This window comes from Acinetobacter sp. ABJ_C1_1, from assembly GCF_044684115.1.
Classification (GTDB): Bacteria; Pseudomonadota; Gammaproteobacteria; order Pseudomonadales; family Moraxellaceae; genus Acinetobacter; species Acinetobacter nosocomialis_A.
Map to the genome: position 1 here is coordinate 1 of NZ_JBITPU010000024.1, position 24,617 is coordinate 24,617.

The following is a 24,617-nucleotide window of genomic DNA, read 5'->3' on the forward strand; positions in this document are numbered from 1 at the left end:
TAAAGCAATCAACTCAATTCCAAGTAACTGTTTTTCAACAAGTTTCTATCTGCATCACCGCCGATGGATGTGCATTATAGAGGATTAAGAACCCTTTGCAAGCCCTTTCTCATATTTTATTATTCAAGCGATCACTTTTTAGGCTTTTCGATGTAAATTAGATGAGATATTAAACTTTTTTTAGTTAATCAACTTCATGTAGAATAGATTATTCGTGCAATTGATTTGGCATTAACTCACCATGTGGCACTCCGCTAAGAAAGTATTATTCTGCATACTTGTAGTGTTTGCTACGAGCGGGCCTGCGTATGCCAATTCAAAACATAACTTCTATGTGCTGACCTTATCTATTTTAAGTTATAGCAAATGGGAGAATGTAAGCACCCCTACTCTTTGTGTAATTGATAATGCTTCAATTACGTCTACTTTTCAGTCTTATATTCAGCAATTATCTTATAACTATCGTGTACAGACAGTTAATGCTAAAGATTTTCCAAAGTCTCATTGCCAAGCTGTTTATTTCTCTACAACTTCCCCTCAACAACAACAAAATTTAATTCAGAATTATCCATATCGTTCTTTGCTTTCTTTAAGTATTAATAATCCAGAATGTGAAGTTGGTAGTATCTTTTGTTTATATGACCAAAATAATTACACAACTTTTAAAGTTAACTTAGATGCATTAAGCCATTCCAAGGTCCATATTGATCCAAGGGTATTACTCTTGGCTAAGAATGCGGAGTAATGGCTATGATATCTAAGTTGTATCAGTCAACTTCTCTACACGCACTTTTTAGAAAATCTCAATTTACTATTTTTGCTATTACTTTTTTTATTTGCTCTTTTACGTTTGTATCAATTTCCGTTTTTACTATGGAAACTTATGCAAAGCAGAATTTGCAGTTACTCAGCCATACACTTCTGGAGCGTATTCAGCCTGCTGTAGTATTTAACGATAAAATTACGATAGAACAGATCTTAAATGAATATACAAATGATCACTCTATCCGCGCGATTCATATTTATGATTCTGAACATCATTTAATTGCGCAAAGTTTTAAGTTATCGAGTCAAACTTCTGTTTTAGAAGGATGGTTTGATCATTGGTTTTTAAATGAGCCTGTACATTTAACGATTTATCATCACCAACAGAATGTAGGTGAGTTAACGCTTTTTGGTAGCTCTGAAAAAATATTGCAATTTTTAAAGATGATTATGGTCGGTCTTGCATTTGCGATGTTATTTATCGTTTGTGCTTTGCTGTGGTCAGTGAATTTGACTTATCGTCAAATTATGCAAGCGATTCATCCACTCACAAATATTGCCCAGATCGTAAGTGAACAAAAAGCTTATAATCTTCGTTTTCCGTATAACCGGATTAAAGAGTTTCAAGATTTAAATACCGTGTTTAATGAGTTACTTGAAGAAATTCAGATTTGGGATAATCAGCTACAAAAGGAAAATCGTAAATTATCGTTTCAAGCTCATCATGACCAACTCACCCTTTTGCCAAATAGACATTATTTTTATCAAATATTGTTAGATATGTTTGAAGATAAGGATTTTGACAACAAGTCAGCCCTATTATTCATAGATAACAATAACTTCAAATCCATTAATGATCAGTTCGGTCATTTAGCTGGTGATGAAGTCTTAAAAGAGATGGCGAAAAGATTACAAACACGTTTAAGACATCAAGATTTCATTGCGCGTCTAGGTGGCGATGAATTTGCGGTCATTTTGCATTCCATTACGCATGCTGATCATTTAATATCTATTGCTGAAAATTTACTCGAAAGCTGTAAAGAACCTTTGCATCTAAATGATCAAACGATTTATTTCAGTTTTAGTGTAGGGATTGCTTTATCCCAATTTGCGTCTAGTCCAGAAGATTTCATTATGCAAGCAGATCAAGCGATGTATAAGGCTAAGACTTCTGAGCAACATTGGTTTATTTATAAACCAGAGAATTAAATTTAGGCTAATCTATGAATACAAGATCTTTAAAACTCTCCTTTATTGCATTGCTGTGCATTGCTCTTGCAGGCTGCTTGAGTTTTGGTCCTTTGAAATACCGCCAAGTAAAAATGCTAAAAAAAGAGGGGTTTGTTCTGACTAATGAAGGCTGGACTCTAGGTTTACCAGAACGCTTATTATTTGATTTTAATGATGCAACATTAAAACAAAGTCATGAAGCAGAACTAGTACGCTTAGCAAATCAATTGAATAAATATGATTTGAATAAATTAAAAATTGTTGGTCATACTGACGATGTAGGTAGTCCTGAATACAACCAGAAGTTATCTGAAGAACGCGCACAAAGTGTTGCTGACCTCTTCTTGACTCGTGGATTTAAAAAGGAAAATATTTACGTTATTGGCCGCGGTTCAACTCAACCATATGTACCAAATACAACTAATGAAAATCGAGCAATCAACCGTCGTGTTGCAATCGTCATTATTCCTTAATTTTCTGATTATAAAAAAGCCAATCTTTATGATTGGCTTTTTTATTTTTATACAAGTTCAATAATATCAATAGTCGGTGGTACACGGAATCTTAGGGGGATACCAACCATACCTGTTCCTACCGTAACAAATACGTCTGCATGTTCATGCGAATAAAAGCCCCTTTTATGGCCTAAAATTGATACTTTTTTCATAATATAGTTGGTCACCCAAGGAAGCTCGACCTGCCCACCATGAGTATGCCCTGATAACATTAAAGGGCGATTAGGTAGTTTTGGAACCATATCTACAGTATCGGGGTTATGGGACAGAATTAACCACGGTTTATCTTGAGGTAAGTCTGGCATTGAACGCATATCGGTTTTGCCAGCCCATAGATCACCAATACCAATTAAACGGAACTCATCAAACTCAACAATTTTCCCTTCAATGTCCATCACTTCATTGTAGTGGAGTGCATCTTTTAATAGTTGTTGGATAGGAGGCCCAGGATATTGCTCATCGTGGTTTCCAGGAACCGAATAGACTGGAGCTTGAATATCTTTGAGTACAGCCAATTCTTGAACTAACTTATCTTCCGGTTCATAAGTCCAGTCTCCTGCCACAACCACCAAGTCTGGCTGTTGTTCATTAAGTTTTTTTACAATGATTTTAAGTTGGCGTTCGTGACCAGAAAATAAACCTATATGTAAATCAGCAATTAAAGCAACTTTTACAGGCTTATTAAAACGACGATCTGGATTCAAACGATATTGATGGACATCAATACGTACCATATGCGGTTCTATAAAACGTGCATAAATGAGAATACCGCTTAATAAGAAGATAAAAATGGTTTGATGAATTGAGTAATACCCCATCCAACCTGCATATAAATTAAAGAACCAAAGTGGAATAAGAAGATAAGATAAATAAAAAGCAAGTAAGTGAACAAAAGCTTTAAATGGATGAATCGTTTCAGTGCGCGATTGATGAACCCAAGCTTCAACAATCCCCCATAAGGCAAGTATTGAAAAAATAAAGTAAAAACAAAAAATGATTGAATTTGGGTTCCACATTACGACTCTCGACTTATTTTATATTGATTGCTAGTAATCAAATTCAATATTTATCTTTCAATATGCACGAATTATACTCTAGCTCACCTTATCGCATGTATTGATTATGGCACAATCCTTTCATTCCAAACAGCTTCAAACTCATCAACAGGCTAAAGGCTTTTTGATCAAAGCTTCCCTAATTGTCTGTTCAAGTTTTGCTGTGACTTTGACAGGTTGTAGCACCTTACCCAAACATCGTGTTGAACCCGTTCAATACGCGCGTGATATTGATACCTCTCAAACTTCGCTTGCGAAAATTATTACACCATTACGTGAGCAAAACCCCAATTTAACGGGTTATCACGTTTTAAATGACCCGTTGGAAGCTTTGGCAGCTCGTTTGCGACTGATTGATAAGGCCGAGAAGACTTTAGATTTACAGTACTATATTTGGGATAATGACAAAATTGGCGCATTGGCCTTGCATGCCATTATTCGTGCTGCCGATCGTGGCGTTAAAGTGCGTTTATTAATTGACGATAATAATGCTAAAAAGATGGAAGGGGTTTTACTTGCTCTTTCTCAGCACAAAAACATTGAAGTTAAATTATTTAACCCTTACCGTTTTCGCCAATACCGTGCGATGGATATGATTTTAGATTTAAAGCGTATCAATCGTCGTATGCATAATAAGAGTTTTATTGCTGACAATCAGGTTGCGCTGATTGGCGGGCGTAATATGACCAATCAGTATTATAACGTTAGTGATAGTTATCAATTTTCTGACGTTGATGTCATGTTAGTTGGTGCGGCTGTTGATGACATCGTAAATTCTTTTGATGATTACTGGAATCATGAATATGCTTATTCGGTGCAAAGTATTGTCAGTGCTCAATATCACCGTTTACGTTACGAAAGTCTAAAAGAACAACTCGATGCTCACTATCAACAAGCAACAGTTCAAAACTTCCTTGATTTAACTTCTAGATCGCATGCTTTTGATAAATGGCTAGACCATAACATTCAATTTGACTGGGTTAAGGCGGAGGTTGTGAAAGACTCTCCAGATAAAATTAAGTCAAAAGTAAAAAAAGAAGAGCATTTAAATTTCCAATTGATTAATCATTTGGAAAAGCCAGAAAGTAATGTTGATTTGATTTCTGCTTATTTTATTCCAGAAAAGCAAGGCGCTAAAATTTTAAGTTCACTTGCCAAAGAAGGTGTAGAAGTACGAGTTTTAACAAATTCATTTAAAGCCAATGACGTTGCTGTGGTTCATGCATTTTATGGTCGATACCGAAAAGAACTTTTGAAAAACGGCGTACAACTTTATGAGTTTTTACCGACTCCAGATAAACGTAATCTAAATAAAAATACGGATGAGTTAGCGACTAAAGCAAAAGTAAATATGAAAGGTTTAAGCCGCTCAAGTTTACATACTAAGCTCATGGCTTTAGATGAACAGGTTTTTATTGGATCATTCAACTTTGACCCACGTTCAGCCTATTTAAATACTGAAATTGGTGTAATTTTAGATAGTCCAGCACTCGCTAAAACAATTCACCATACGATGGATGAAAATTTAAATAAGTATGCTTATAAGTTAAAACTCGACTCGAATAATAATATTTATTGGCAACAGGAAACGCCAAACGGCCCTGTAATTTATAAAAAAGAACCAGAGATGAAATGGTGGCAAAAGGCAGGCATGAAGTTTCTTTCATGGCTACCTCTTGAAGGATTTATGTAATTAACTTTTTGGCTTAAGTACTTTTTGATGTAATTGAGCCAAACCTTCTACCATTTTTTGTTGAACTTCTTGAGTTAGACTTTTCACATCGTGCCCTTCTACCGAGATAGGAGGCAATGTTAATAAATGAGCTGTTACTTTCGGCATTTCTAGCACACGCTGAATATGCTCAACAAACGACATCTCACCAATAAATGGTGCAACGGTATCTAATTCACCATGGCGGTTTACATAACAGATTAAACATACCTGTACCGGACGCTTTGCTTCAATAGCAGCTCCAAGTAAACGGCCATGAACTTTCTTAACAGAATGACCATCTGTAGTAGTCGCTTCAGGGAAGAATAAAACTGGAATATTTTGTTTTAAAAATTCGGTAATTTGCTCTCGAATTTTAATAGAGTCACCAGACCCACGCTTAATAAATAAGGTACCACCGCCTTTTGCCAAGTTACCAAGAATAGGCCAATTTTCTATTTCCGCTTTAGCCAAAAAGAAAACACGTGCGCCTGAACCTAAAACTGCAATATCGAGCCAAGAAATATGATTACTCACCCATAAAGCTGGTTCTCTAGGGATAGTGCCATGCACTTGAACTTCAAGGTTAAAAACTTGACATAAACGGCGGCAGAAATATTGGACATATCGAGTGTTAACAGGGTTATTTGGATCTTTATAGAGTCCATGACGATAAACTAAGTAAAAACCTTCACTGATTGCCGCTGTCGCTGAAGTAACTTTTTTTCCGTATAAACCTATTTTTGAAAATTTCTTTAACGTTGAATTCACTATACTTTGCGTTTGAGTCATAAAATTTCACTAACGATCAATCATTGTTATACCCATCTCGAGCCATTCTATACGTTTCGGAATAAACTTGCATCGCTATGGGATAGAAGCAAATAAAAAATAAAATGCATGTAGATAATCTAAAGGATAAGAGTAAACCCTTTCCCCTTTTACTCAAGTTTCCTCTAGAATAAAGTTTTACCCTTTTCAGGATTTATAGCCACGTGGAATTTGTTGATCGGCATCAAGGCGGTGAACGCACAATATTGGTGAGTGTGTCTGTACAATTATTAGATGATCTGGATGCCGAAGAGTTTGCTCTACTTGCACAGTCTGCTGGTGCAGATATTCTTGAGCACGTTAAAGTGCAACGTAATAAGCCAAATCCTAAATTTTTTATTGGTTCAGGTAAAGTCGATGAAATAGCAGAGAAAGTTCAAGAACTAGAAGCTGGACTGGTTATTTTCGACCATGCGTTATCACCCGCTCAAGAACGAAATTTAGAAAGAATATTAAAATGTCGGGTCATTGATCGTACTGGTTTAATTCTAGATATTTTTGCCCTACGTGCCCGCACGCATGAAGGTAAATTACAAGTTGAACTTGCTCAGCTTAAACATTTATCAACTCGCTTGATTCGTGGTTGGTCTGCTGACTTTGAACAACAAAAAGGTGGTATTGGCTTACGTGGTCCTGGTGAAACACAACTGGAAACAGACCGTCGTCTCATTCGTGTGCGAATTACACAGTTAAAAGATAAGTTAGATAAAGTTCATCAAACTCGTATACAAGGACGAGCAGCAAGACAAAAAGCTTCGATCCCCACCGTATCTTTAGTTGGTTATACCAACGCGGGTAAATCTACTTTATTTAATATTTTGGCAAAAAGTGATGTGTATGCAGCCGATCAACTGTTTGCAACACTTGACCCAACCTTACGTCGTTTAGAATGGGATGGTATTGGTACTGTAGTGCTCGCAGACACCGTAGGGTTCGTACGAAACCTACAACATGACTTAGTTGAGTCATTTAAAGCAACGTTAGAAGAAACGCTTGAAGCCACACTACTCTTACATGTGATTGATAGTAGTAGTCATGACATGCTTGATCAGATTGAAGCTGTTGAAGGAGTATTGAAGGAAATTGGAGCAGATGCCCCTGTTCTTCGGGTTTACAACAAAATCGATTTAAGTGGTGAAGAGGCTAAAATTATTTATTCAGAACCTCATGTTCCTGATCGCGTTTATGTATCTGCACATTCAGGTTTAGGTTTAGATTTGCTACGTCAAGCAGTACAAGAATGTTTAATGGGACAACTTCAACAATTCTCATTAATACTAAAACCTGCTTATGGCAAATTGCGTACCCAGCTTTATGCCTTAAATGTTATCGAATCTGAACATTATGATGATGAAGGGCTATTACATATTGATATACGAATTGCGCCACATAAGCTTGAGCAGTTAATTCGTCAAGCCAAATTACCTATCGACGAGATATTAGGTGAACGAGCGAGTCAGTTTAAACGACCACTGGAAGAGTTTGAAATCAAGCACTAGATCAGTTAAAACTTGATAAGTACACTTTTAGAGATAAAAAATATGGATAAGATCAAAAGTATAGATTGGGCAGCATGGGTAGGAACTTTTCTACTTATTATCGGTTTTCGTGAAGGCTCAGTCGTCGTTATGCGTGCTTTTGGTCATCCAGAATTAGGAAACTTAGTGGGCTTAATTAGTTTGCTCATCATTTTACTCATTTGGCGTAAATTTAAAAAAATCCCATTAAGACTCGTCGACACCAACAATAAAATTATGAAAGAAAGTGGTTTTGCTTTTTTACCCATTTGTGCAGGCTCGTTAATTATGCTGGTGCATATGGGCAAAGAAATTCCTTTATTTCTCTTTGTACTAGTGGTGAGCACCCTTATCCCTCTGTGGGTCTATGCAAAAATGGCAAAACATTGGTTATAAGGAGAATAAAATGTTTATGATTTTATATGGATTTTTGATCACTCTAGTTGGCTATCTTTGTGCAAAACCTTTAAACCGCCGTTTCCCTCAAGTACCTCTCTTAGTTTTCGGTATGTTCATTGTGATTGGTTTATTATCAATCTTGAAAGTTCCTTATGAAGAATACCGACTTTACGTAAACGATTTATTCAGCCACCTATTAGGATATGTCACCGTTGCTTTAGCGATACCGTTGGCTGCAATGCGTTATGACGACTTACCTCTTAAATCGGTGATTGGGATTTTACTTTTTGCAAGTATTAGCGCTGTTGCTTTACCTATGGGCCTCGCTTACTTGTTACATATGTCTGAGCCTACTATTTTGGCTTTTGCGACACGCGCAGTAACTACGCCTATTGCTTTAAATATCGCGACTTTATTACATGCCCCAGAAACATTGGTCACTCTAATTGTGATTTTATCTGGAGTTATTGGTGCAGCCTTTTCACCATTTTTACTTAAACATATTCATGATGAAAGAGCATCAGGTTTAGCTCTAGGCTTAGCTGCGCATGCGATCGGAACTGCTCAAGCTTGGCAACGTGGTCCCGTTGCGGGTCGTTATGCTGCATTTGGTATGGCTTTAAATGGCGTATTTACAGCCATATGGTTACCCACATTCATGCTATCTTTTGGAATACATTGATTAAAAAGTAGTTCAAATAAACATTGAACCAGTTAACAATTCGAAATAAGATGATCTTTTCAAATCTAAAAGGATTTTTGATTATGGGGAAATTTTTTGTTGGAGCGTTGCTCTTATTGGGGATAAATTCAGCTACTTTTGCGGCTGATATTACTGGTATGTGGCAAACGATTGACGATAAAACTGGTACGCCTAAGGCTCATGTAGAAATACGAAAAGAGGCAAATGGTACTTATTCAGGAAAAGTTGTAAAAATTACACCGCGTCCGGGTTATACACCAAAAGAAATTTGTGATAACTGCCCAGCGCCTTATACCAATAAGCATATTGTAGGTTTAGATATCGCGACTGGTTTAAAACAAGTGGATAGTACAACCTATACTGGTGGGAAAATTCTAGACCCAAATACTGGCAAAGTTTACGGATTAAAAGCCAAACTCAGTGCAAATGGTAACCGTCTACACATGCGTGGTTATCTTGGAGTTTCAGCTTTAGGCCGCAATCAAATCTGGATTCGCCTAGAATAAATCTTAAAAAAGAAAAAAAGCCGCTGATGCGGCTTTTTTTTTTATTACATGACAGGATTAACTACTGAAAAACTTTGCTGGTCTTCAAGACGATAAGCAATTAAGTTTTTACCCCACACACAGCCACCATCTACGTTCTGAATATGTTCACTAATTGTTCTGCCTTCTAGAGCAGCCCAATGACCAAAGAATACTTGATGTGTTTGTGCAGCTTTACTAGGAAATTCAAACCAAGGTAAATAACCTTCTGGCATAGGTGCATCTAAAGTATCTTTAAAACTGAATTCCAAAGTACCTTCTGCATTAGTTAAACGCATGCGTGTTAAATAATTGGTAATACAGCGTAGGCGGTCATTACCAGTTAAGTCATCTGTCCAAAGATCTGGTTTTGAACCATACATTTCAGCTAAAAAAGCATCTACTACAGACAGATCATCATGTGCTAATACAGCTTCAACTTCTTTCGCTAAAGCAGCCGTTTTTTTTGCATCCCAAATACAAGGTATACCAGCATGTGTTAGCACAGTTTGTTCATTTGGAAATAAACATAATGGCTGTTTACGTAGCCAGTCGATGAGTTCATCACCATCCACAGCGTCAATAACATCCTGTGTACGATCTTTCTCTTTAATTTCTTTAAGACCACGAGCACCAGCAACCAGTGTTAAATCATGATTACCTAAGACGGTTGCAGCTGCGCCACGATCGGCTAGTTTTTTAATAAAACGAAGTGCACCGACAGAATTTTCTCCACGTGCAACTAAATCACCAGCAAACCAAATAAAATCTTGGTCAGGATCAAAACGTATTTCTTTCAGCAATGCTTTGAGTGCTTCAAAACAACCTTGAACATCTCCAATGATATAGTTATAGCGCTTGGTCATTTATGCCACCATTTGATCTGCCAAAGCTACAAACTCGGCAAGTGTCAGAGTTTCTGGACGAGCCATTGGGTCAACGCCTGCTTTCTCGAAACCGTCATCTGCCAACATAGCTTTAAGGCTGTTTCTTAGGGTTTTACGGCGCTGTGTAAACACGTGTGCAACCAAACGAGCTAAAGCTTTCTCATCTTTTGCGACAATCGGTTTTTGTTCGTAAGGAACTAAACGGAATACAGCACTCGTCACTTTTGGTGGTGGATTAAATGCGCCTGCAGGAACTTCAAATAAAAATGTAGGCTGGCAATAATATTGAATCATTACCGATAAACGACCATATTCTTTTGTATTTGGTTCGGCAGTAATACGTTCCACCACTTCTTTTTGCAACATGAAGTGCATATCTTTAACTTGGCTGCCAAACTCCAAGAGATGAAAAAGTAATGGTGTAGAAATGTTATAAGGCAAATTGCCGACAACGCGTAATGGACGACCATCTTTTACAAGTTGGCTAAAATCGTATTTTAATGCATCAGCTTCTACGATAGTTAAACGTTCTGGATGTGGTACACGCTCTGGTAAGCCTGCTGCTAAGTCACGGTCTAACTCAACTACAGTCAAAGCATCACATTCTCCAATTAAAGGAGAAGTTAAAGCAGCCAAGCCCGGACCAATTTCAACAATATTATCGCCTGTACGCGGATTGACAGAGCGTACAATTTTGGCAATGACTCGCTGATCATGTAAGAAGTTTTGACCAAAACGTTTACGAGCTTTATGCCCTTCATCTTTCGGGTTTAGGGCATTAATTTGATACATAGAACATTTCCAACATGAAAAATTTAACTCGCTGTCAACGATAAAGCTAAATCGACAGCGACATTTAAACTTGAGCTTTTTGCCAAACCTGTCCCAGCTAAAGACAGAGCAGTACCATGATCGACCGAAGTTCGAATAAACGGTAAGCCCAATGTGATATTAATTGCTTCACCAAAACCTTGTGATTTTAGCACAGGTAAGCCTTGATCATGGTACATGGCAAGAACAGCGTCAGCATTTTTAAGGTGTTCAGGAGTAAATAAAGTATCTGCCGGCATACTTAAACTGATTTTAACGCCTTGAGCCCGGTAAGTTTCAAGTACAGGATTAATAGTATCAATCTCTTCACGACCCAAGTATCCATCTTCACCCGCATGCGGATTTAATCCACATACTAATACTCTCGGATCGGTAATTTTAAACTTGGTTTTTAGGTCATGAAGTAAGATGTCTATCACTTGATGCAAGCGTTGTTTGGTAATTGCATCGGCTACATATCTTAAAGGTAAATGTGTAGTCGCTAAAGCAACCCGCAAAGTTTTAGTTGCCAGCATCATGACAACGCGTTCTACACCTGCGAACTCTTGGTAATATTCAGTATGACCACTAAATAAAATACCTGCATCATTAATGACCGATTTTTGCACAGGCGCAGTGGCTACCCCTACACTTTTACCGGACATTGCATAATCAGCTGAACGACGTAGTTGTTCTAATACATAAGCTGCATTAGCTGGGTTTAATTGACCATCGATGACTTCTGTTTTTAATGCTACGTGCTCTATATAAAGCTCGCCTTGCAAACATGATTCAGTTTGCCCTGTATACTCTAAAAACTTGATATCCAAGCCAAGCTTTTGAGCACGTTGTTGCAATAAATTTCGGTCAGCCAAAATAACAACCGGACGCTCATCAACGCGTTCCGCCAGACTTAAACAAATATCTGGACCAATACCGGCAGGCTCACCGGAAGTGATATATAAGGGATGACTCATATTCAACTCAATTTATATATTATGGATTCGATGATTGAGACTGAATCTAGCCTCTAACCAACCAAAAGTATGAGCAATTTCAGATACAATTATGGCTATTAAACTCAATAATGTCACAATCATTAACCATTTACCCCACAGCCAATTGATTCGCAATGAATTTTCTTGCTTAATAAAGCAAAATCCTATTCCCCCCAATAGATATAATAGATAAGGTAATGGAGTAGCATGCATATAAAGACTAATCAAAGCCACACCAACCAAACCACTAAAACCATAATAAAGACAAAATCCATTGAAAAGAATAAGATGCAAGCAAAGTAATATTGCCATCCATCCTATAAAAAATTGTATAATTTTGGACACATCCTTTCTCCCCCTTTTTTTCAGGTCAGTTTCAACATAGCACATCAGAAAAACGTGGTTTTTAATTTTAAATTAAATCACCCCACTAAAAATATAGACCGCTTATTGACCAAGAAAACTTACATCAAATTATTCTTGTGATTTTAGGTGATCTCGTTTAGAATTTCGGCTCCTTTTGTTTGGACAGATTCCATAGTCCAAACCAACTATAATAGGTAGTGGTTTAATGAAAACTCTCAGCGCTAAGCCAGCTGAAGTTCAACATGACTGGTATGTTGTTGATGCTTCTGGCAAAACTTTAGGTCGCCTTGCGACTGAAATCGCTCGTCGTTTACGCGGTAAGCATAAAACTTCTTATACTCCTCACGTTGACACTGGCGATTACATCGTTGTGATTAATGCTGAACAAATTCAAGTGACTGGTAATAAATCACTTGATAAGAAATATTATCGCCATACTGGTTTCCCTGGTGGTATCCGTGAGACTAACTTCGAGAAGTTAATTGCTCACAAACCTGAAGCTGTTCTTGAAAAAGCGGTTAAAGGCATGTTACCAAAAGGTCCTCTTGGTTATGCAATGATCAAAAAAATGAAAGTGTACGCTGGTACTGAGCATCCTCATGCTGCTCAACAGCCACAAGTTTTGGACATCTAAGGGATACAGCACATGGCTACTAATTATGGTACAGGTCGCCGTAAGACCGCAACTGCACGTGTTTTCTTGTCAGCTGGTACAGGTAAACTCGTTATTAACAACCGTACTTTAGAGCAATATTTCGGTCGTGAAACTGCTCGTATGGTTGTTCGTCAACCTTTAGAACTTTTAGAAGTTACTGAAAAGTTTGACCTTTACATCACTGTTAAAGGTGGTGGTATCGGTGGTCAAGCTGGCGCGATCCGTCACGGTATTACTCGTGCGCTTATCGCTGCTGACGAAACTTTAAAACCTGTTCTACGTCAAGCTGGTTTCGTTACTCGTGATGCTCGTGAAGTTGAACGTAAGAAACTTGGTTTACGTAAAGCTCGTAAACGTCCTCAATTCTCTAAACGTTAATTCGTTTACCGAATCGGACAAAAAGCCTTGGTTATTCCAAGGCTTTTTTATTGCTTATTCATTTTAAGCATGAGTGAAACAGATAAATATATGAAACTCTATCTTTGCCACCGTGATTTCCACTCGTATTTTTAGTATTCTAACCGATTCACACAACCATACCTTGTGATATGTCGGTCGAAAACACTTCAATTCAGGGAATTACCCTTTACAGCCATGCTGATGATTTCCGTTCTCACTGGATCCGTTTTTTATTGGCAGAAAAGCAAATTAAATATCAATTGATCGTAACAGATCACGAAGATGAGGATTTAGCTAGTCTAAACCCTTATAACCAATTGCCAATGCTACTTGAGCAAAACCTGAAATTATTTTCAGCTCCGATTATTGCTGAATATCTTGATGACCGATATCGTCAAGGCAAGCTTTACGCTGATGCTCCTATGGCACGTGCTGAACAACGGCAATACATTTGGCGTCTTGAAAATGATTGGTTTAAATTGGCCGATCATATGCTCAAACATGCAGATACGTTAAATGTAGAACAAAAACAAAAAGCGCAAAAAGAATTACGTGATACCTTAATTTCTCTTACTCCCCTATTTCAGCATTTCCCTTATTTTATGTCTGAAAATTTTTCAATTTTGGATTGTATGCTCGCCCCAATTTTTGTGAGGCTTAATAGCATGGGAATTGATTTACCAAAGCAGCAGTGCCGGCCTATATTTTTGTACTGTAAACGTATCTTTAGCCGCCCTTCTTTTGTTAAATCAATGACGCCCCAAGAGAAAACCCGTTACAATGAACAATTAAATATGGAATAGTGTGATATGTCTGAGCAAACTATTGAGTTAACCCCTACACGTCCTTATCTTGCTCGTGCAATCTATGAATGGATTTGCGACAACCAACTCACACCTTATTTACTTGTTGATGCAACACAGCCACACACTGATGTGCCACAACAATTTGTGAAAGATGGGCAAATTGTTTTAAACATTGTGCCGCATGCTGTGCATCAGTTAATTATTAGCAATGATGCAATCACCTTCTCAGCGCGTTTTGGTGGCGTTTCAAAAGATATTTATGTCCCAATCCAAGCTGTTTTAGGTATATATGCACGCGAGAATGGACAAGGTTTATTCTTTGACCCAGAAGAATATGCCAATGTAGCGCCTGTAGAAGATACGCTAGACTCTGAAGCACAAGAAACAACTGAACCAACCAAGAAAAAGCCAACATTAAGAATTTTAGATTAATTTTAGAGGAATAAAGTATGGCATTTGATTTAGTCCAATACTTTGCTGAGCAAATAAAAATTCAAAAGCCTCAGCTTTTAAATCAATACCCAGCCAATGAAAAAAATAAGCTGATTGATGAAGTGAATGTGCTCACACTTGGAAAGTTAATCAGCTTATGGCGTCAAGACGACAATAAAATTTATAATGAAATCAAAACTGCCGATCCATTATATATTCAAGAAGTAGCACGCCATTTAACGACTTCTAAGCACAATGAGTCGATTTTAAAGAATGCTGAACTTGAACAGAGTATTTCAGAAATTTTGGCCTTACAGCTAACTGAGCTTAATCAACTTGATGAAACTGGCGGCTTCGGACAAAATGGCTTAAAAGAATTAATTTTAGGACAAGTGGAACATCTATCAGGTCAAGCTGATGATTGGATTTGGTCAACAAACCATCTAACAGAGTTAATTGGTTCTAAACCTGTTGAACAAGAAGAGCTATCATTGGACGCAACAATGAAGGAGTTCAATCAAATGGTTCATCAAGCTCAACCTCATCATGAAGATTTACATGCTGAAGAACAATCTATCGAAACTTTTATTCCTGCATGGTCGAAAGTTATCGCACCTCTTGTAGCTTTAGCAATTTTGGGCTACCTCTATTGTATTTATACACAGCTTGTTTAATTTTATTTTAAATATTTAAAAGAGGAACTGATAGTTCTTCTTTTTTATATTTAAACAAACATAATTTATTAACAAATATTGTTTTAACATTCTATTACAATTATTAAATCTAAAAATGAAAAATATATAATGCAAACATGAGCACAATATTAAAAGTATAATGCATAAATAATCTTACAATATTTTTTGTAATATGACATTTTTGGTCACTTATTTCCTTAAACATCAATTTCAATATTCTTTTCCTTGATTGACTTCAAATTGATCAGAAATATAATGATTTTTAACTACTTTTAAATAAAAAGTAGTAATTATAACTTTATAATCCTGAGAGATAAAAAAATGGCTAAACTTTCTTTAGATAGCTTAACGGAAATTGATGGTTTTATTGCATCTGCACTTGTTGACTCTGAAAGTGGATTATCACTTGCTACACAAGGTGGTGGGGAAATTGATTTAGAACTAGCAGCAGCTGGAAACACGGAAGTCATTCGAGCAAAGCGAAATATTGCTAATGCTTTGAAATTAAATGACAATATTGAGGATATTTTAATTACACTAGGTAAGGCTTACCACTTAATTCGTCCTTTAGAAAGTAATAACAATTTATTCCTTTACTTAGTACTTGATCGCACCAAATCGAATTTGGCCATGGCTCGCCATGAGTTGAAATCATTTGAAAAAGAGCTCGACTTTAGCTAATTGATTTACTTTGTGCTCTTTATATTAATTATGAAGAGCACATAAACAATCATTATATTAATTAATAAAAATTTAAAATGATACTATGGATAGTTATTGCATAAATATTGCAGTTTCCGGTTTAAGCTTAAAAGTTTCAGATGAATTAAAAATCTTAATCCGTGATTTAATATCTAATCAATATGGTATTAACTGGGTTAATATTTCTAGTAATCATATTGATTTATTAATCATTAATGAGAACTTTTTCGATGCAGATAATATTCAAAACATTCTTCAAAAGAAAAAATTTCCTTATTTAAAAATCACCAAAATACCTTCAGAAAATGGAAATTCTATTGATGAGCATACCTTACACTTCCCTTTAGAAAAAACAGAATCGCTGCGCTCTTGGCTACAAAAAAACGTATTATCTTCTTTAAAGTATGCGGCTATAGGTTCTGGCTCAGCTTTATCAAATGAAATATCTATTATAGATGAACAATTTATAAGAAATTTGCATAGCCCAGAAAATACCAAATTACATTTATTTGATGATAAAGGCACCTTAGCCATTATTGATAATAGAACTCAAACTGCTTGGGTAGAACCTTCCCGTCAAAAAGCACATACCAATATGAGCTTTAACTTTGCTTTTGCTAAAACATCGGACTTCACTAAGGTTTCTCGTAAAAAAGGTTATTGCTTACAAGATTGGTTATGGAATTTAATTTGGTGTTCAACAGACTTTGAAAATTTAGCTTCAGCTGATGGTTACTTCAAAATCGATCATTGGCCCCAACCTTATCAAAAAGAATATAGAAAAATTAGCTTGCAGCTCTCTGCGTGTTTTATACAGGGAGCAAAAATCACTGAAGTTGCTAAACAACTCAACCAACCAATCGACGTTATTTTACGTTTTATCACAGCTTGCTTAATGGCAAATAACGGTAAATACGTTCCTGCAAATAAGTGTTCATATGCTCCACAATCGCATTTAGAAAGCTCAAATACTGAAAGTCATTTTTTTAAGAATTTTATAGGAAAGATTAGACGCCGCTTTGGTCTTTAGGGAACGTTATGATTATACAGCAATATAAAATTGTCTTTGCAGGCAGTATGGGGGCTGGAAAGACAGAAGCAATTAAGTCGCTATCTGAAATTCCAATTTTGGGAACAGAAGCATTTAATACAGATGTACAAAGTCATCAAAAATCACAAACAACCGTTGGGATCGATTACGGCGAAATTACCTTAGATGATGGTGTTAAAATTGGCTTATATGGAACACCTGGACAAAGCCGTTTTGATTTTATTTGGTCAGTCATTTGTGAAGGTGCAATAGGTATTATTCTTCTGTTAGATCATAACAGCCCTAGTCCAATTTCTGAATTAGAAAACTACTTAGAAACCTTTAAAAATTATAATAATAATATTGCAATTGGTATTACACATATTGATGAAAATAAAGAATCTTCACTTCAACAGTATCGTAATTGGTTAACAGAAAATGAACTTCAATATCCATTATTTTTTATTGATGCAAGAGAACAAGAGCACATTTTAATGATGGTTGAATCATTAATTGCATCACTTGAAGTTAAGGTAGGCGCAACATCTCAAGGGAAAGATCATGCTTAGTATTCCAGTTCAAAAACGAACCGCTCCAACACAATTGCTACAACTTGCAAAAAGTGAAGCCCAAAAAATTCTGATGAATACACGTGGTGTAGACTTTGTGATGATTTGTTCTTCAGATGGGTTTGAATTGGCAACAGTAAGCCACAAGAACTACCATAACACCACTAAATTAGCAGCGGTGAGTAGCTCGATTTTGGCAATGGTCACTGCATTTTTAAAAGAAATTCAACTGACCGGCTGCAATAACATCACCTTAGATGCAGATAATGGTAAGGCCATTTTGACGGCTATTCCAGCGATCCATCACCCGATGGTGATGGTTACCCTAAGTAATAGAGATGTACTTTTAGGGCAACTGCTTTATAGTCTAAAAAAAGCAAGCCAAGTGATTGCAGAGGCAGATGGAGAATAATCCACACTACTATTAAAAAAATACCGCCCTATTTAGAGCGGTATTTTTCACTTAAGTTTGAATAGTAAAAAGCATTTGTCGTTTTTTTACTTGTTGCCCCTGTTGCCCTAACACATCTTCAACTACACCATCTACGTCAGATTTAATCTGCTGTTGGATTTTCATGGCTTCAAGAATCAATAATGTTTGGCCTTTCAACACTTGATCGCCTTTATTGACCAAGATATTCACTACAGCGCCATCCATCGGTGCACGAATTTTGCCATCTCCCGCTATATCAGCAGTTTCTGGCGCGGCATAGGTCACATTGCGTATCAAAACATTGCCATTATCTCGATCTAAATAAAGCTGATCATCATCCAATACATATTGAATACGGCGACGTACACCATCAATTAAATAAACTAATTGCTCTGGCGTTCTCTCAAGCACATCAATACAAACTGTTTTATCGCAGAGCTGTACCGTGAATGTGTTATTTACAGATAAAAGCTGCAATTGGATTTGCTGATCATCATATTTAAGCTTTAATGGTAATGGCACACCAAGCCCAGTTTGCCACACTGCAGTACCTTTACTTTGGCTAAATAGCGCCGCAGCAATCGCTAAATTTTCTAAAGATAGAACCTGCTTATGTAGGCTGCTATCGTTTTGAAAATGCTGTTGAATAAATGCGGTATTGGTATCACCAGCAACAACAAAGGGATGGCGTAATAAATTGACCAAGAACTGCTTATTACTGTTTACACCCAGCAAAACACAATCATCTACGGCACGAGCAAGTAAGCGAATCGCATCCTCACGGGTTTTCCCATATGCAATCACCTTTGCTACCATCGGGTCATAGAAAGGGCTAACTTCATTAGTTGCCAACATGCCATGATCGATACGCACATTTGGCAAAGTTGCAGGCTTCCAGCGTAAAACTTTTCCTGTTTGTGGTAAGAAATCCTGACGTGGGTCTTCGGCATACAAACGCACTTCAATAGCATGTCCATGTAAGGTCAATTCCTGTTGCTTTAACGGTAACCGCTCACCATTCGCCACTCGTAACTGCCATTCAACTAAATCTAGCCCCGTAATAAGCTCGGTCACCGGATGCTCTACCTGCAAACGGGTATTCATTTCTAAGAAATAAAATGTACCTGATGCATCAAGTAAGAACTCAACAGTTCCCGCACCTACGTAAGCACATGCTTTAGCCGCTGCTACAGCTGCTTCACCCATTTGCTGACGTAGTTCAGGAGTCATCACTGGACACGGCGCCTCTTCAACGACCTTTTGGTGACGACGTTGGATCGAACAATCACGCTCAAATAAATACACATAATTGCCGTGAGTATCACCAAAAACCTGAATTTCGACATGGCGCGGAGCAATGACTGCTTTTTCTAAAATGAGTTCGCCAGAACCAAATGCATTTTCAGCTTCGGAACGTGCGGTTTGCAATGCCTCAACCAATTCGGATGCTTGCTGTACCAAACGCATGCCACGGCCACCACCACCAGCAGAAGCTTTGACCATAATCGGAAAGCCAATCTGTTCTGCTTGTGCTACTAAATATTCGAGATCCTGTAGGTCACCTTCATAGCCTGGTACACAAGGGACGCCCGCCTCAATCATGGCAATTTTTGAGAGACGTTTACTACCCATTAACTCAATTGCAGAAGCAGTAGGCCCAATAAAGGTAATCTGGTTGTCGATGCATGCCTGAGCAAAATCAGTATTTTCAGACAAAAAACCATAACCGGGGTGAACCGCATCAGCACCTGTCTTTTTGCAAGCTTCAATAATTTTGGCAATTGAAAGATAAGACTCAGATACTTTTGAAGCACCAATATAGACAGCTTCATCAGCCTCTTGCACATGACGAGCATTACGGTCTGTATCGGAATAGACCGCCACCGTTTGATAGCCCATTGCCTTAGCAGTTTGCATGACTCGAACTGCAATTTCACCACGATTGGCAACCAGTACTTTTGAAAATTTCATTATTTTTATCCTTATCTCTTATGATTCATCGGCCCAATTCGGCAACCGTTTCTGGATAAAAGCCATCGTACCTTCTTGTCCTTCGGCACCACCAACCGCTTGAGCAAACTGCTGTGCAGCATCATTGAGCAATTCATTTAAAGGCTCATTGAATGTTTGATGTAACAGTGCTTTAGTCACACGTGAAGCTTGAGGAGCTGCTCGTTTAATGTGTTGAATGGTTTCCTCTAGAGCTTGCTCTAGTTCGATTTCATTATGCGCAATTTGATGAACCACTCCGACACTTAGTGCTGTATGCCCTTCAAAACGCATGCCGAGTAAAGCAAGTCGGCGCGTCTGAGTCAGACCAATACGTTTCACCACAAAAGGAGCAATTTGTGCAGGAATCACACCAAGCCCTGTTTCAGGCAAACCAAACTGGGCATTGTCACGGCTAATGGCAACATCTGAAACACATGCCAAACCAAAACCACCACCTAAAACAGCGCCTTCTAAAATCACCACAACAGTCTGTGGTGCGACTTCGACTTGCTCAAGCATGGCACCAAAACGGCGGTTAAAATCAGCATAAGGTTGTAAACTACCAACATTGGTTGCTTCAACATGCAAAGCCGCCATGTCTTTAATGTCACCACCTGCACAAAAGGTTCCACCTTCACCACGGATAATTACCGCACGAATTGAAAGATCATTGCGAATGGCAGTAAAAACTTGTTGAATCGCATTGACCATATTCAAGTTCATGGCATTACAGCTCTCCGGTCGGTTTAGCCAAAGGTACAAAATACTGCCATCTTGTTCTAATTGAATACTGTCATCAATATCTAAAGCTTGAAGCGATGCTGAAAGTGTCATGGCTGATTCCTTATTTTTGTTTTTTTGGCAAGATATCCATCAACTTACAGATAATCCCCAACATTATCTCATCTGCGCCCCCACCAATAGAGCCTAAACGACCATCACGATATAGCTGAGATGCAGGGTTATCCCACATAAAGCCATTGCCGCCCCAATATTGCAAGCAGCTATCGGCAACTTCACGGCTTAAACGGCCTGCTTTGAGCTTTGCCATAGATGCCAGCTTAGTCACATCTTCACCCACAATATGCTGTTCACACGCTTGGTAGGTTAAGGCTTTAAGTGCTTCTACTTCAGTCATGAGTTCGGCAAAACGAAAATGGATATATTGGTTATTAATGAGTGGTTGACCAAATGTCGTACGCTCTTTGGTATAGGCGATAGTCTTTTGAATTAAATTTTCCAAACCACCAATCGCATTAGCACAAGCCCATAAACGCTCTTCCTGAAATTGCATCATCTGCATCATGAAGCCCATACCTTCAACGCCAACCAAGTTACGCTGAGGTACACGTACATTGTCCAAATAAACTTGTGCTGTGGTCGTTGAACGCATACCTAATTTATTTAACGGTTCTGAAAAACTAATCCCTTTAGTTTTTGCCGGTACAATAATCATCGACTTGTTGACGTGAGGTTTATCGTCAGATGTGTTGGCTAAAAGACAGAAGAAATCGGCCTGCAATGAGTTGGTGATCCACATCTTGCTGCCGTTAATGACATAGTCATCGCCATCTTTTTTAGCAGTCGTTTTAATAGCAGCAACATCCGAACCAGCATGTACTTCTGATACTGCAATGGATGCAACATATTCCCCAGCAATCGCTGGTGTTAAAAACTCATCGCGTAATTCTTTACTACCAAAACGGGCCAAAGCAGGTGTTGCCATATCTGTTTGTACACCAATGGCTAAAGGCACACCGCCGCAAGCTGCGCGTCCAATTTCTTCAGCAACAACTAAGTTATAAGAGTAATCTAAAGCCAGACCACCATTTTCCTCAGGCTTACAAATCCCCAATAGGCCAAGATCACCCATCTTTTTAAATACATCGTGGATCGGGAAACATCCCGCAGCTTCCCATTCTGGAATATGTGGATTCAGCTCATTTTGAACAAATTGACGAGCTGTACGGCGTAATGCTTCATGTTCGGCAGTAAATTTCATTGTGTTATTCCTATTAATTTTTTTAATTGCGGTAAAGGTTGATTAAAAACGGGACACACCAAAACGAGTTGGATTTAGCTCTCGTTGCTGTGCTTCATAAATGGTTTGTAAAAGGAAAATTAATAATTTTCGGGTATCTCGCGGATCGATAATGCCGTCATCATGTAGCATGGCCGTATTGAAAAGCGCGGTAGATTGCTGCTCTAATTTCATCGCAGTACTTTGCTCAAGAAAATCGAGCATTTGCAGATTAGGTTCCTGACCGGAAGCTTTTTGCTTCCCTTCAGCCACAATGCGTAGCACCCTTCCGGCTTGAGCAGCACCCATTACAGCAACATGCGAATTTGGCCATGCAAAAATAAAGTCTGGCGATAAACTCCGACCACACATCGCGTAGTTACCTGCACCATATGAGCCTGCCACAACAATCGAAATTTTAGGTACAGAACAATTCGCAACAGCCTGAATCAGTTTTGAGCCATGCTTAATAATGCCATTTTGCTCGGCATCGGTTCCCACCATAAAACCTGTGGTGTTATGCAAGAACAATAATGGACGTTTGGTCTGCTCACACAGGTGTATAAATTGAGCTGCCTTCGCTGCCCCTTGAGGCGTAATCGGGCCATTATTTGTAATAATACCAATATGAAAGCCTCCAATTTTTGACCAGCCACATACCGTTAAATCATCATATTCCTGTTTAAATTCTAGAAAATCTGAATCATCAATAATGCGCGCAACCACTTCTTTCATGTTAAATGGTTGTTTAGGATCACTTGGAATAACACCCAACAGTTCCTCGGTATCGTAACGAGGCTCTTTATAAGTCACATCAACTGGTTTGATTTGCTCTTTCCAATTCAGGTGTTCAAAAATTTCACGTGCAAGTCGAATCCCATCGGCATCATTTTCTGCTAAGTATTCTGCTGTTCCTGCAACCTGTGCATGCATTTCTGCTCCGCCCAACTCTTCAGCTGTTGCAACTTCACCAGTCGCAGCTAATAGTAAAGGTGGCCCTGCAAGAAGCATTTCAGTTTGCTTACGTACAGCAATGACATAATCCGAAAGACCTGGTTGATAAGCTCCTCCTGCCGTTGCATTCCCATGTACCACTGCAAGTTGTGGAATACCTGCCGCAGACAAACGTGCCTGATTCGCAAAAGTCATACCACCATAGGTAAATACTTCAGCTGCATAATTTAAGTTAGCACCGCCACTTTCGGTCAGCGTAATCAGCGGGAGTTTTTGTTCTAAGGCAATTTTTTGCAAGCGCAAGGTTTTCTGTACACCCATGGGTGACATGGTCCCGCCTTTAATCGCACTGTTACTTGCAGAGACCAGACAACGCACACCACTGACAAAACCAATGCCGGCAATCACGCCGCCACCCGCTTCAGAGCCATCTTTATCATCATGCATGTTATAGCCAACCAAACCACATAATTCGATAAAAGGCGAATCAGCATCGAGTAATAACCGTACACGCTCATGCGGCAAAATCTTGCCTTTCTTGTCAAACTTCGGTTTAGCAGCATACGATTTATCAATGCTTTTTTGCTGAATTGCACGGACTTCACTCAGCTGAGCAAGCAGTGCTTCTTTATTATTTTGATACTGTTCACTACCAACAGTAATTTCGGATTGAAGAATGGTCATTTCTATTCCTCACTCCAAACCTAAACTATTGCTTTGCTCGACTTTTTCAGTCTTATCTTTTTTAAAAATTTCAGGAATAAACGCGCGATGGAAACCATTATAAGACTGACTATTTGTCGCATCAGCTAGTGGATACATACGTGTCCCTTGCGATGCAGCGCCATCAATACGTAACGTCACACCAGAAACAAAAGCTGCAGCATCGGATAGTAAATAACAAATTGCCGACGATACTTCCGACTCAGTTCCCATACGTTTTAGCGGTACATTGCCAGCAAGACTTGGAATAATTACTTTGGCAAAATCACCGCTATAATTATCCATACCGGATGACACAATCCATCCTGGTGCAACCGCATTTACACGAACGCCAGATTTGCCCCACTCAACCGATGCTGTTTTAGTTAAGTTATCAACCCCTGAACGCGCAGCACCAGAATGTCCCATTCCCGGCATACCGCCCCACATATCAGCAGTCATATTGACAATACTGCCACCATGTTTAGCCATCCATTGGTTATAAGCTTCACGCATTAAATAGAAAGTTGCGTGTAAATTATTACGCACGACTGCATCGAAACCATTTGCTGAGATATTCTCTAAAGCTGATGGAAACTGACCACCCGCATTATTTACAAGACCATCGAGCTTGCCAAATTTCTCTATCACTTCGGCAATCATATTTTTCACTTGTTCTTCTTCACGGTTATCACAAACAATGAAATGAATCTGACCACCATCTTCTATAATTTCTTGGCTTACTTTCTCTAATTTCTCAATTTTGCGTCCTGTAATCACCACTTGAGCACCAAGAGCAGCAAGCTCATGTGCAGTACAACGACCAATTCCTGAGCCGCCACCTGTCACAATAATGACTTTATTGGCGAAAGCATCTGGTCTAAAAATTGATTGATAACTCATCTTTGTTTCATCCA

Annotated in this window: 28 protein-coding genes; 17 read left to right on the top strand and 11 right to left on the bottom strand. The window is 38.3% G+C overall.

All coding sequences use genetic code 11. The annotated features are described in order from the left end of the window. Positions 1 to 241 precede the first annotated feature (241 nt). From ACG59Z_RS17875 to ACG59Z_RS17885, 3 genes are read left to right on the top strand one after another with little or no spacing between them, the layout of a single operon-like run. Positions 242 to 745, top strand: coding sequence for a YfiR family protein (locus ACG59Z_RS17875; protein ID WP_004711910.1), 504 nt, complete (start codon positions 242 to 244; stop codon positions 743 to 745). Positions 746 to 750: 5 nt separating this feature from the next. Then, positions 751 to 1,974, top strand: a complete 1,224-nt coding sequence (locus ACG59Z_RS17880) for a diguanylate cyclase domain-containing protein (RefSeq protein ID WP_343570468.1) — start codon at positions 751 to 753, stop codon at positions 1,972 to 1,974. Positions 1,975 to 1,988: 14 nt separating this feature from the next. After that, on the top strand, positions 1,989 to 2,468 hold the full coding sequence (locus tag ACG59Z_RS17885) for an OmpA family protein (RefSeq protein WP_400200613.1): 480 nt from the start codon (positions 1,989 to 1,991) through the stop codon (positions 2,466 to 2,468). Between the two features lie 47 nt (positions 2,469 to 2,515). Here ACG59Z_RS17885 and ACG59Z_RS17890 read toward each other — a convergent pair whose 3' ends face one another. Further along, positions 2,516 to 3,526 (bottom strand): metallophosphoesterase, encoded by a 1,011-nt coding sequence (locus ACG59Z_RS17890; RefSeq protein ID WP_400200614.1) that lies wholly within the window; start codon positions 3,524 to 3,526, stop codon positions 2,516 to 2,518. A gap of 106 nt (positions 3,527 to 3,632) precedes the next feature. Here ACG59Z_RS17890 and ACG59Z_RS17895 point away from each other — a divergent pair, with 106 nt between their 5' ends. Then, a complete protein-coding gene (locus ACG59Z_RS17895; protein WP_400200615.1) occupies positions 3,633 to 5,258 on the top strand; it encodes a phospholipase D family protein in 1,626 nt (541 codons plus the stop codon). Here ACG59Z_RS17895 and ACG59Z_RS17900 read toward each other — a convergent pair whose 3' ends face one another. Beyond that, positions 5,259 to 6,068 carry a lysophospholipid acyltransferase family protein gene (locus tag ACG59Z_RS17900; RefSeq protein ID WP_311087084.1) on the bottom strand — a complete coding sequence of 270 codons (810 nt, stop codon included), beginning with the start codon at positions 6,066 to 6,068 and terminating at the stop codon, positions 5,259 to 5,261. Positions 6,069 to 6,271: 203 nt separating this feature from the next. On the opposite strand from ACG59Z_RS17900, the gene hflX reads away from it, so the two are divergent. From hflX to ACG59Z_RS17920, 4 genes are all read left to right on the top strand, one after another. After that, positions 6,272 to 7,606, top strand: a complete 1,335-nt coding sequence (hflX, locus tag ACG59Z_RS17905) for a ribosome rescue GTPase HflX (RefSeq protein WP_343570465.1) — start codon at positions 6,272 to 6,274, stop codon at positions 7,604 to 7,606. A 42-nt stretch (positions 7,607 to 7,648) separates the two neighbouring features. Next, positions 7,649 to 8,020 (top strand): hypothetical protein, encoded by a 372-nt coding sequence (locus ACG59Z_RS17910; RefSeq protein ID WP_002048719.1) that lies wholly within the window; start codon positions 7,649 to 7,651, stop codon positions 8,018 to 8,020. A 10-nt stretch (positions 8,021 to 8,030) separates the two neighbouring features. Next, complete coding sequence (locus ACG59Z_RS17915; protein ID WP_263614613.1) at positions 8,031 to 8,705, top strand: LrgB family protein; 675 nt, start codon at positions 8,031 to 8,033, stop codon at positions 8,703 to 8,705. Between the two features lie 83 nt (positions 8,706 to 8,788). Next, complete coding sequence (locus tag ACG59Z_RS17920) at positions 8,789 to 9,232, top strand: DUF2147 domain-containing protein (RefSeq protein WP_004704121.1); 444 nt, start codon at positions 8,789 to 8,791, stop codon at positions 9,230 to 9,232. A gap of 44 nt (positions 9,233 to 9,276) precedes the next feature. Here ACG59Z_RS17920 and ACG59Z_RS17925 read toward each other — a convergent pair whose 3' ends face one another. From ACG59Z_RS17925 to ACG59Z_RS17940, 4 genes are read right to left on the bottom strand one after another with little or no spacing between them, the layout of a single operon-like run. Continuing rightward, a complete protein-coding gene (locus ACG59Z_RS17925) occupies positions 9,277 to 10,116 on the bottom strand; it encodes a symmetrical bis(5'-nucleosyl)-tetraphosphatase (RefSeq protein ID WP_400200616.1) in 840 nt (279 codons plus the stop codon). Continuing rightward, positions 10,117 to 10,929 carry a 16S rRNA (adenine(1518)-N(6)/adenine(1519)-N(6))-dimethyltransferase RsmA gene (gene rsmA / locus ACG59Z_RS17930; RefSeq protein ID WP_400200617.1) on the bottom strand — a complete coding sequence of 271 codons (813 nt, stop codon included), beginning with the start codon at positions 10,927 to 10,929 and terminating at the stop codon, positions 10,117 to 10,119. It lies immediately after the preceding gene. 23 nt (positions 10,930 to 10,952) lie between these two features. Next, positions 10,953 to 11,924 carry a 4-hydroxythreonine-4-phosphate dehydrogenase PdxA gene (gene pdxA, locus ACG59Z_RS17935; protein ID WP_400200618.1) on the bottom strand — a complete coding sequence of 324 codons (972 nt, stop codon included), beginning with the start codon at positions 11,922 to 11,924 and terminating at the stop codon, positions 10,953 to 10,955. A gap of 12 nt (positions 11,925 to 11,936) precedes the next feature. Then, entirely contained in the window at positions 11,937 to 12,290 is a 354-nt protein-coding gene (locus ACG59Z_RS17940; protein ID WP_263614617.1) for a hypothetical protein, read from the bottom strand. A 226-nt stretch (positions 12,291 to 12,516) separates the two neighbouring features. Between ACG59Z_RS17940 and rplM the strand changes: the two genes are divergently transcribed. The 9 genes from rplM (at position 12,517) to ACG59Z_RS17985 (ending at position 18,011) form a co-directional block, all read left to right on the top strand. After that, positions 12,517 to 12,945, top strand: coding sequence for a 50S ribosomal protein L13 (rplM, locus tag ACG59Z_RS17945; protein ID WP_002048731.1), 429 nt, complete (start codon positions 12,517 to 12,519; stop codon positions 12,943 to 12,945). A 12-nt stretch (positions 12,946 to 12,957) separates the two neighbouring features. Continuing rightward, positions 12,958 to 13,344, top strand: a complete 387-nt coding sequence (gene rpsI, locus ACG59Z_RS17950; protein WP_002048725.1) for a 30S ribosomal protein S9 — start codon at positions 12,958 to 12,960, stop codon at positions 13,342 to 13,344. Positions 13,345 to 13,514: 170 nt separating this feature from the next. Further along, entirely contained in the window at positions 13,515 to 14,168 is a 654-nt protein-coding gene (locus tag ACG59Z_RS17955; RefSeq protein ID WP_263614618.1) for a glutathione S-transferase N-terminal domain-containing protein, read from the top strand. 6 nt (positions 14,169 to 14,174) lie between these two features. Then, positions 14,175 to 14,603, top strand: coding sequence for a ClpXP protease specificity-enhancing factor (locus ACG59Z_RS17960; protein ID WP_400200619.1), 429 nt, complete (start codon positions 14,175 to 14,177; stop codon positions 14,601 to 14,603). A gap of 17 nt (positions 14,604 to 14,620) precedes the next feature. After that, a complete protein-coding gene (locus ACG59Z_RS17965) occupies positions 14,621 to 15,277 on the top strand; it encodes a hypothetical protein (RefSeq protein ID WP_400200620.1) in 657 nt (218 codons plus the stop codon). Between the two features lie 342 nt (positions 15,278 to 15,619). Further along, positions 15,620 to 15,979, top strand: coding sequence for a hypothetical protein (locus ACG59Z_RS17970; RefSeq protein WP_045437845.1), 360 nt, complete (start codon positions 15,620 to 15,622; stop codon positions 15,977 to 15,979). An 85-nt stretch (positions 15,980 to 16,064) separates the two neighbouring features. Then, a complete protein-coding gene (locus ACG59Z_RS17975; protein ID WP_396463921.1) occupies positions 16,065 to 17,030 on the top strand; it encodes a hypothetical protein in 966 nt (321 codons plus the stop codon). Positions 17,031 to 17,038: 8 nt separating this feature from the next. Next, a complete protein-coding gene (locus ACG59Z_RS17980) occupies positions 17,039 to 17,599 on the top strand; it encodes a GTP-binding protein (protein ID WP_396463922.1) in 561 nt (186 codons plus the stop codon). Beyond that, a complete protein-coding gene (locus ACG59Z_RS17985; protein ID WP_019456609.1) occupies positions 17,592 to 18,011 on the top strand; it encodes a roadblock/LC7 domain-containing protein in 420 nt (139 codons plus the stop codon). Before ACG59Z_RS17980 ends, ACG59Z_RS17985 begins: the two co-directional genes overlap by 8 nt. Positions 18,012 to 18,062: 51 nt before the next feature. Here the strand turns inward: ACG59Z_RS17985 and ACG59Z_RS17990 are convergent, their stop codons facing one another. Genes ACG59Z_RS17990 through ACG59Z_RS18010 form a run of 5 tightly spaced genes read right to left on the bottom strand, consistent with a single transcriptional unit; the run spans position 18,063 to position 24,603 of the window. After that, positions 18,063 to 20,003: an acetyl/propionyl/methylcrotonyl-CoA carboxylase subunit alpha gene (locus ACG59Z_RS17990; RefSeq protein ID WP_400200621.1), complete on the bottom strand. Its 1,941-nt coding sequence runs from the start codon at positions 20,001 to 20,003 to the stop codon at positions 18,063 to 18,065. An 18-nt stretch (positions 20,004 to 20,021) separates the two neighbouring features. Further along, positions 20,022 to 20,858, bottom strand: a complete 837-nt coding sequence (locus ACG59Z_RS17995; protein ID WP_400200622.1) for an enoyl-CoA hydratase/isomerase family protein — start codon at positions 20,856 to 20,858, stop codon at positions 20,022 to 20,024. Positions 20,859 to 20,868: 10 nt separating this feature from the next. Continuing rightward, complete coding sequence (locus ACG59Z_RS18000) at positions 20,869 to 22,026, bottom strand: acyl-CoA dehydrogenase family protein (RefSeq protein ID WP_400200623.1); 1,158 nt, start codon at positions 22,024 to 22,026, stop codon at positions 20,869 to 20,871. Positions 22,027 to 22,068: 42 nt separating this feature from the next. Then, positions 22,069 to 23,682: an acyl-CoA carboxylase subunit beta gene (locus tag ACG59Z_RS18005; protein WP_400200624.1), complete on the bottom strand. Its 1,614-nt coding sequence runs from the start codon at positions 23,680 to 23,682 to the stop codon at positions 22,069 to 22,071. A gap of 9 nt (positions 23,683 to 23,691) precedes the next feature. Then, positions 23,692 to 24,603 carry an SDR family oxidoreductase gene (locus ACG59Z_RS18010; protein ID WP_400200625.1) on the bottom strand — a complete coding sequence of 304 codons (912 nt, stop codon included), beginning with the start codon at positions 24,601 to 24,603 and terminating at the stop codon, positions 23,692 to 23,694. Positions 24,604 to 24,617 lie beyond the last annotated feature (14 nt).

Bases quoted from the DNA above. Each gene is read 5' to 3' on its own strand.
- ACG59Z_RS17875 (WP_004711910.1), top strand. From the start codon at position 242: ATGTGGCACTCCGCTAAGAAAGTATTATTCTGCATACTTGTAGTGTTT.
- ACG59Z_RS17880 (WP_343570468.1), top strand. From the start codon at position 751: ATGATATCTAAGTTGTATCAGTCAACTTCTCTACACGCACTTTTTAGA.
- ACG59Z_RS17885 (WP_400200613.1), top strand. From the start codon at position 1,989: ATGAATACAAGATCTTTAAAACTCTCCTTTATTGCATTGCTGTGCATT.
- ACG59Z_RS17890 (WP_400200614.1), bottom strand. From the start codon at position 3,526: ATGTGGAACCCAAATTCAATCATTTTTTGTTTTTACTTTATTTTTTCA.
- ACG59Z_RS17895 (WP_400200615.1), top strand. From the start codon at position 3,633: ATGGCACAATCCTTTCATTCCAAACAGCTTCAAACTCATCAACAGGCT.
- ACG59Z_RS17900 (WP_311087084.1), bottom strand. From the start codon at position 6,068: ATGACTCAAACGCAAAGTATAGTGAATTCAACGTTAAAGAAATTTTCA.
- ACG59Z_RS17910 (WP_002048719.1), top strand. From the start codon at position 7,649: ATGGATAAGATCAAAAGTATAGATTGGGCAGCATGGGTAGGAACTTTT.
- ACG59Z_RS17915 (WP_263614613.1), top strand. From the start codon at position 8,031: ATGTTTATGATTTTATATGGATTTTTGATCACTCTAGTTGGCTATCTT.
- ACG59Z_RS17920 (WP_004704121.1), top strand. From the start codon at position 8,789: ATGGGGAAATTTTTTGTTGGAGCGTTGCTCTTATTGGGGATAAATTCA.
- ACG59Z_RS17925 (WP_400200616.1), bottom strand. From the start codon at position 10,116: ATGACCAAGCGCTATAACTATATCATTGGAGATGTTCAAGGTTGTTTT.
- rsmA (WP_400200617.1), bottom strand. From the start codon at position 10,929: ATGTATCAAATTAATGCCCTAAACCCGAAAGATGAAGGGCATAAAGCT.
- pdxA (WP_400200618.1), bottom strand. From the start codon at position 11,924: ATGAGTCATCCCTTATATATCACTTCCGGTGAGCCTGCCGGTATTGGT.
- rplM (WP_002048731.1), top strand. From the start codon at position 12,517: ATGAAAACTCTCAGCGCTAAGCCAGCTGAAGTTCAACATGACTGGTAT.
- rpsI (WP_002048725.1), top strand. From the start codon at position 12,958: ATGGCTACTAATTATGGTACAGGTCGCCGTAAGACCGCAACTGCACGT.
- ACG59Z_RS17955 (WP_263614618.1), top strand. From the start codon at position 13,515: ATGTCGGTCGAAAACACTTCAATTCAGGGAATTACCCTTTACAGCCAT.
- ACG59Z_RS17960 (WP_400200619.1), top strand. From the start codon at position 14,175: ATGTCTGAGCAAACTATTGAGTTAACCCCTACACGTCCTTATCTTGCT.
- ACG59Z_RS17965 (WP_400200620.1), top strand. From the start codon at position 14,621: ATGGCATTTGATTTAGTCCAATACTTTGCTGAGCAAATAAAAATTCAA.
- ACG59Z_RS17970 (WP_045437845.1), top strand. From the start codon at position 15,620: ATGGCTAAACTTTCTTTAGATAGCTTAACGGAAATTGATGGTTTTATT.
- ACG59Z_RS17975 (WP_396463921.1), top strand. From the start codon at position 16,065: ATGGATAGTTATTGCATAAATATTGCAGTTTCCGGTTTAAGCTTAAAA.
- ACG59Z_RS17980 (WP_396463922.1), top strand. From the start codon at position 17,039: ATGATTATACAGCAATATAAAATTGTCTTTGCAGGCAGTATGGGGGCT.
- ACG59Z_RS17985 (WP_019456609.1), top strand. From the start codon at position 17,592: ATGCTTAGTATTCCAGTTCAAAAACGAACCGCTCCAACACAATTGCTA.
- ACG59Z_RS17990 (WP_400200621.1), bottom strand. From the start codon at position 20,003: ATGAAATTTTCAAAAGTACTGGTTGCCAATCGTGGTGAAATTGCAGTT.
- ACG59Z_RS17995 (WP_400200622.1), bottom strand. From the start codon at position 20,858: ATGACACTTTCAGCATCGCTTCAAGCTTTAGATATTGATGACAGTATT.
- ACG59Z_RS18000 (WP_400200623.1), bottom strand. From the start codon at position 22,026: ATGAAATTTACTGCCGAACATGAAGCATTACGCCGTACAGCTCGTCAA.
- ACG59Z_RS18005 (WP_400200624.1), bottom strand. From the start codon at position 23,682: ATGACCATTCTTCAATCCGAAATTACTGTTGGTAGTGAACAGTATCAA.
- ACG59Z_RS18010 (WP_400200625.1), bottom strand. From the start codon at position 24,603: ATGAGTTATCAATCAATTTTTAGACCAGATGCTTTCGCCAATAAAGTC.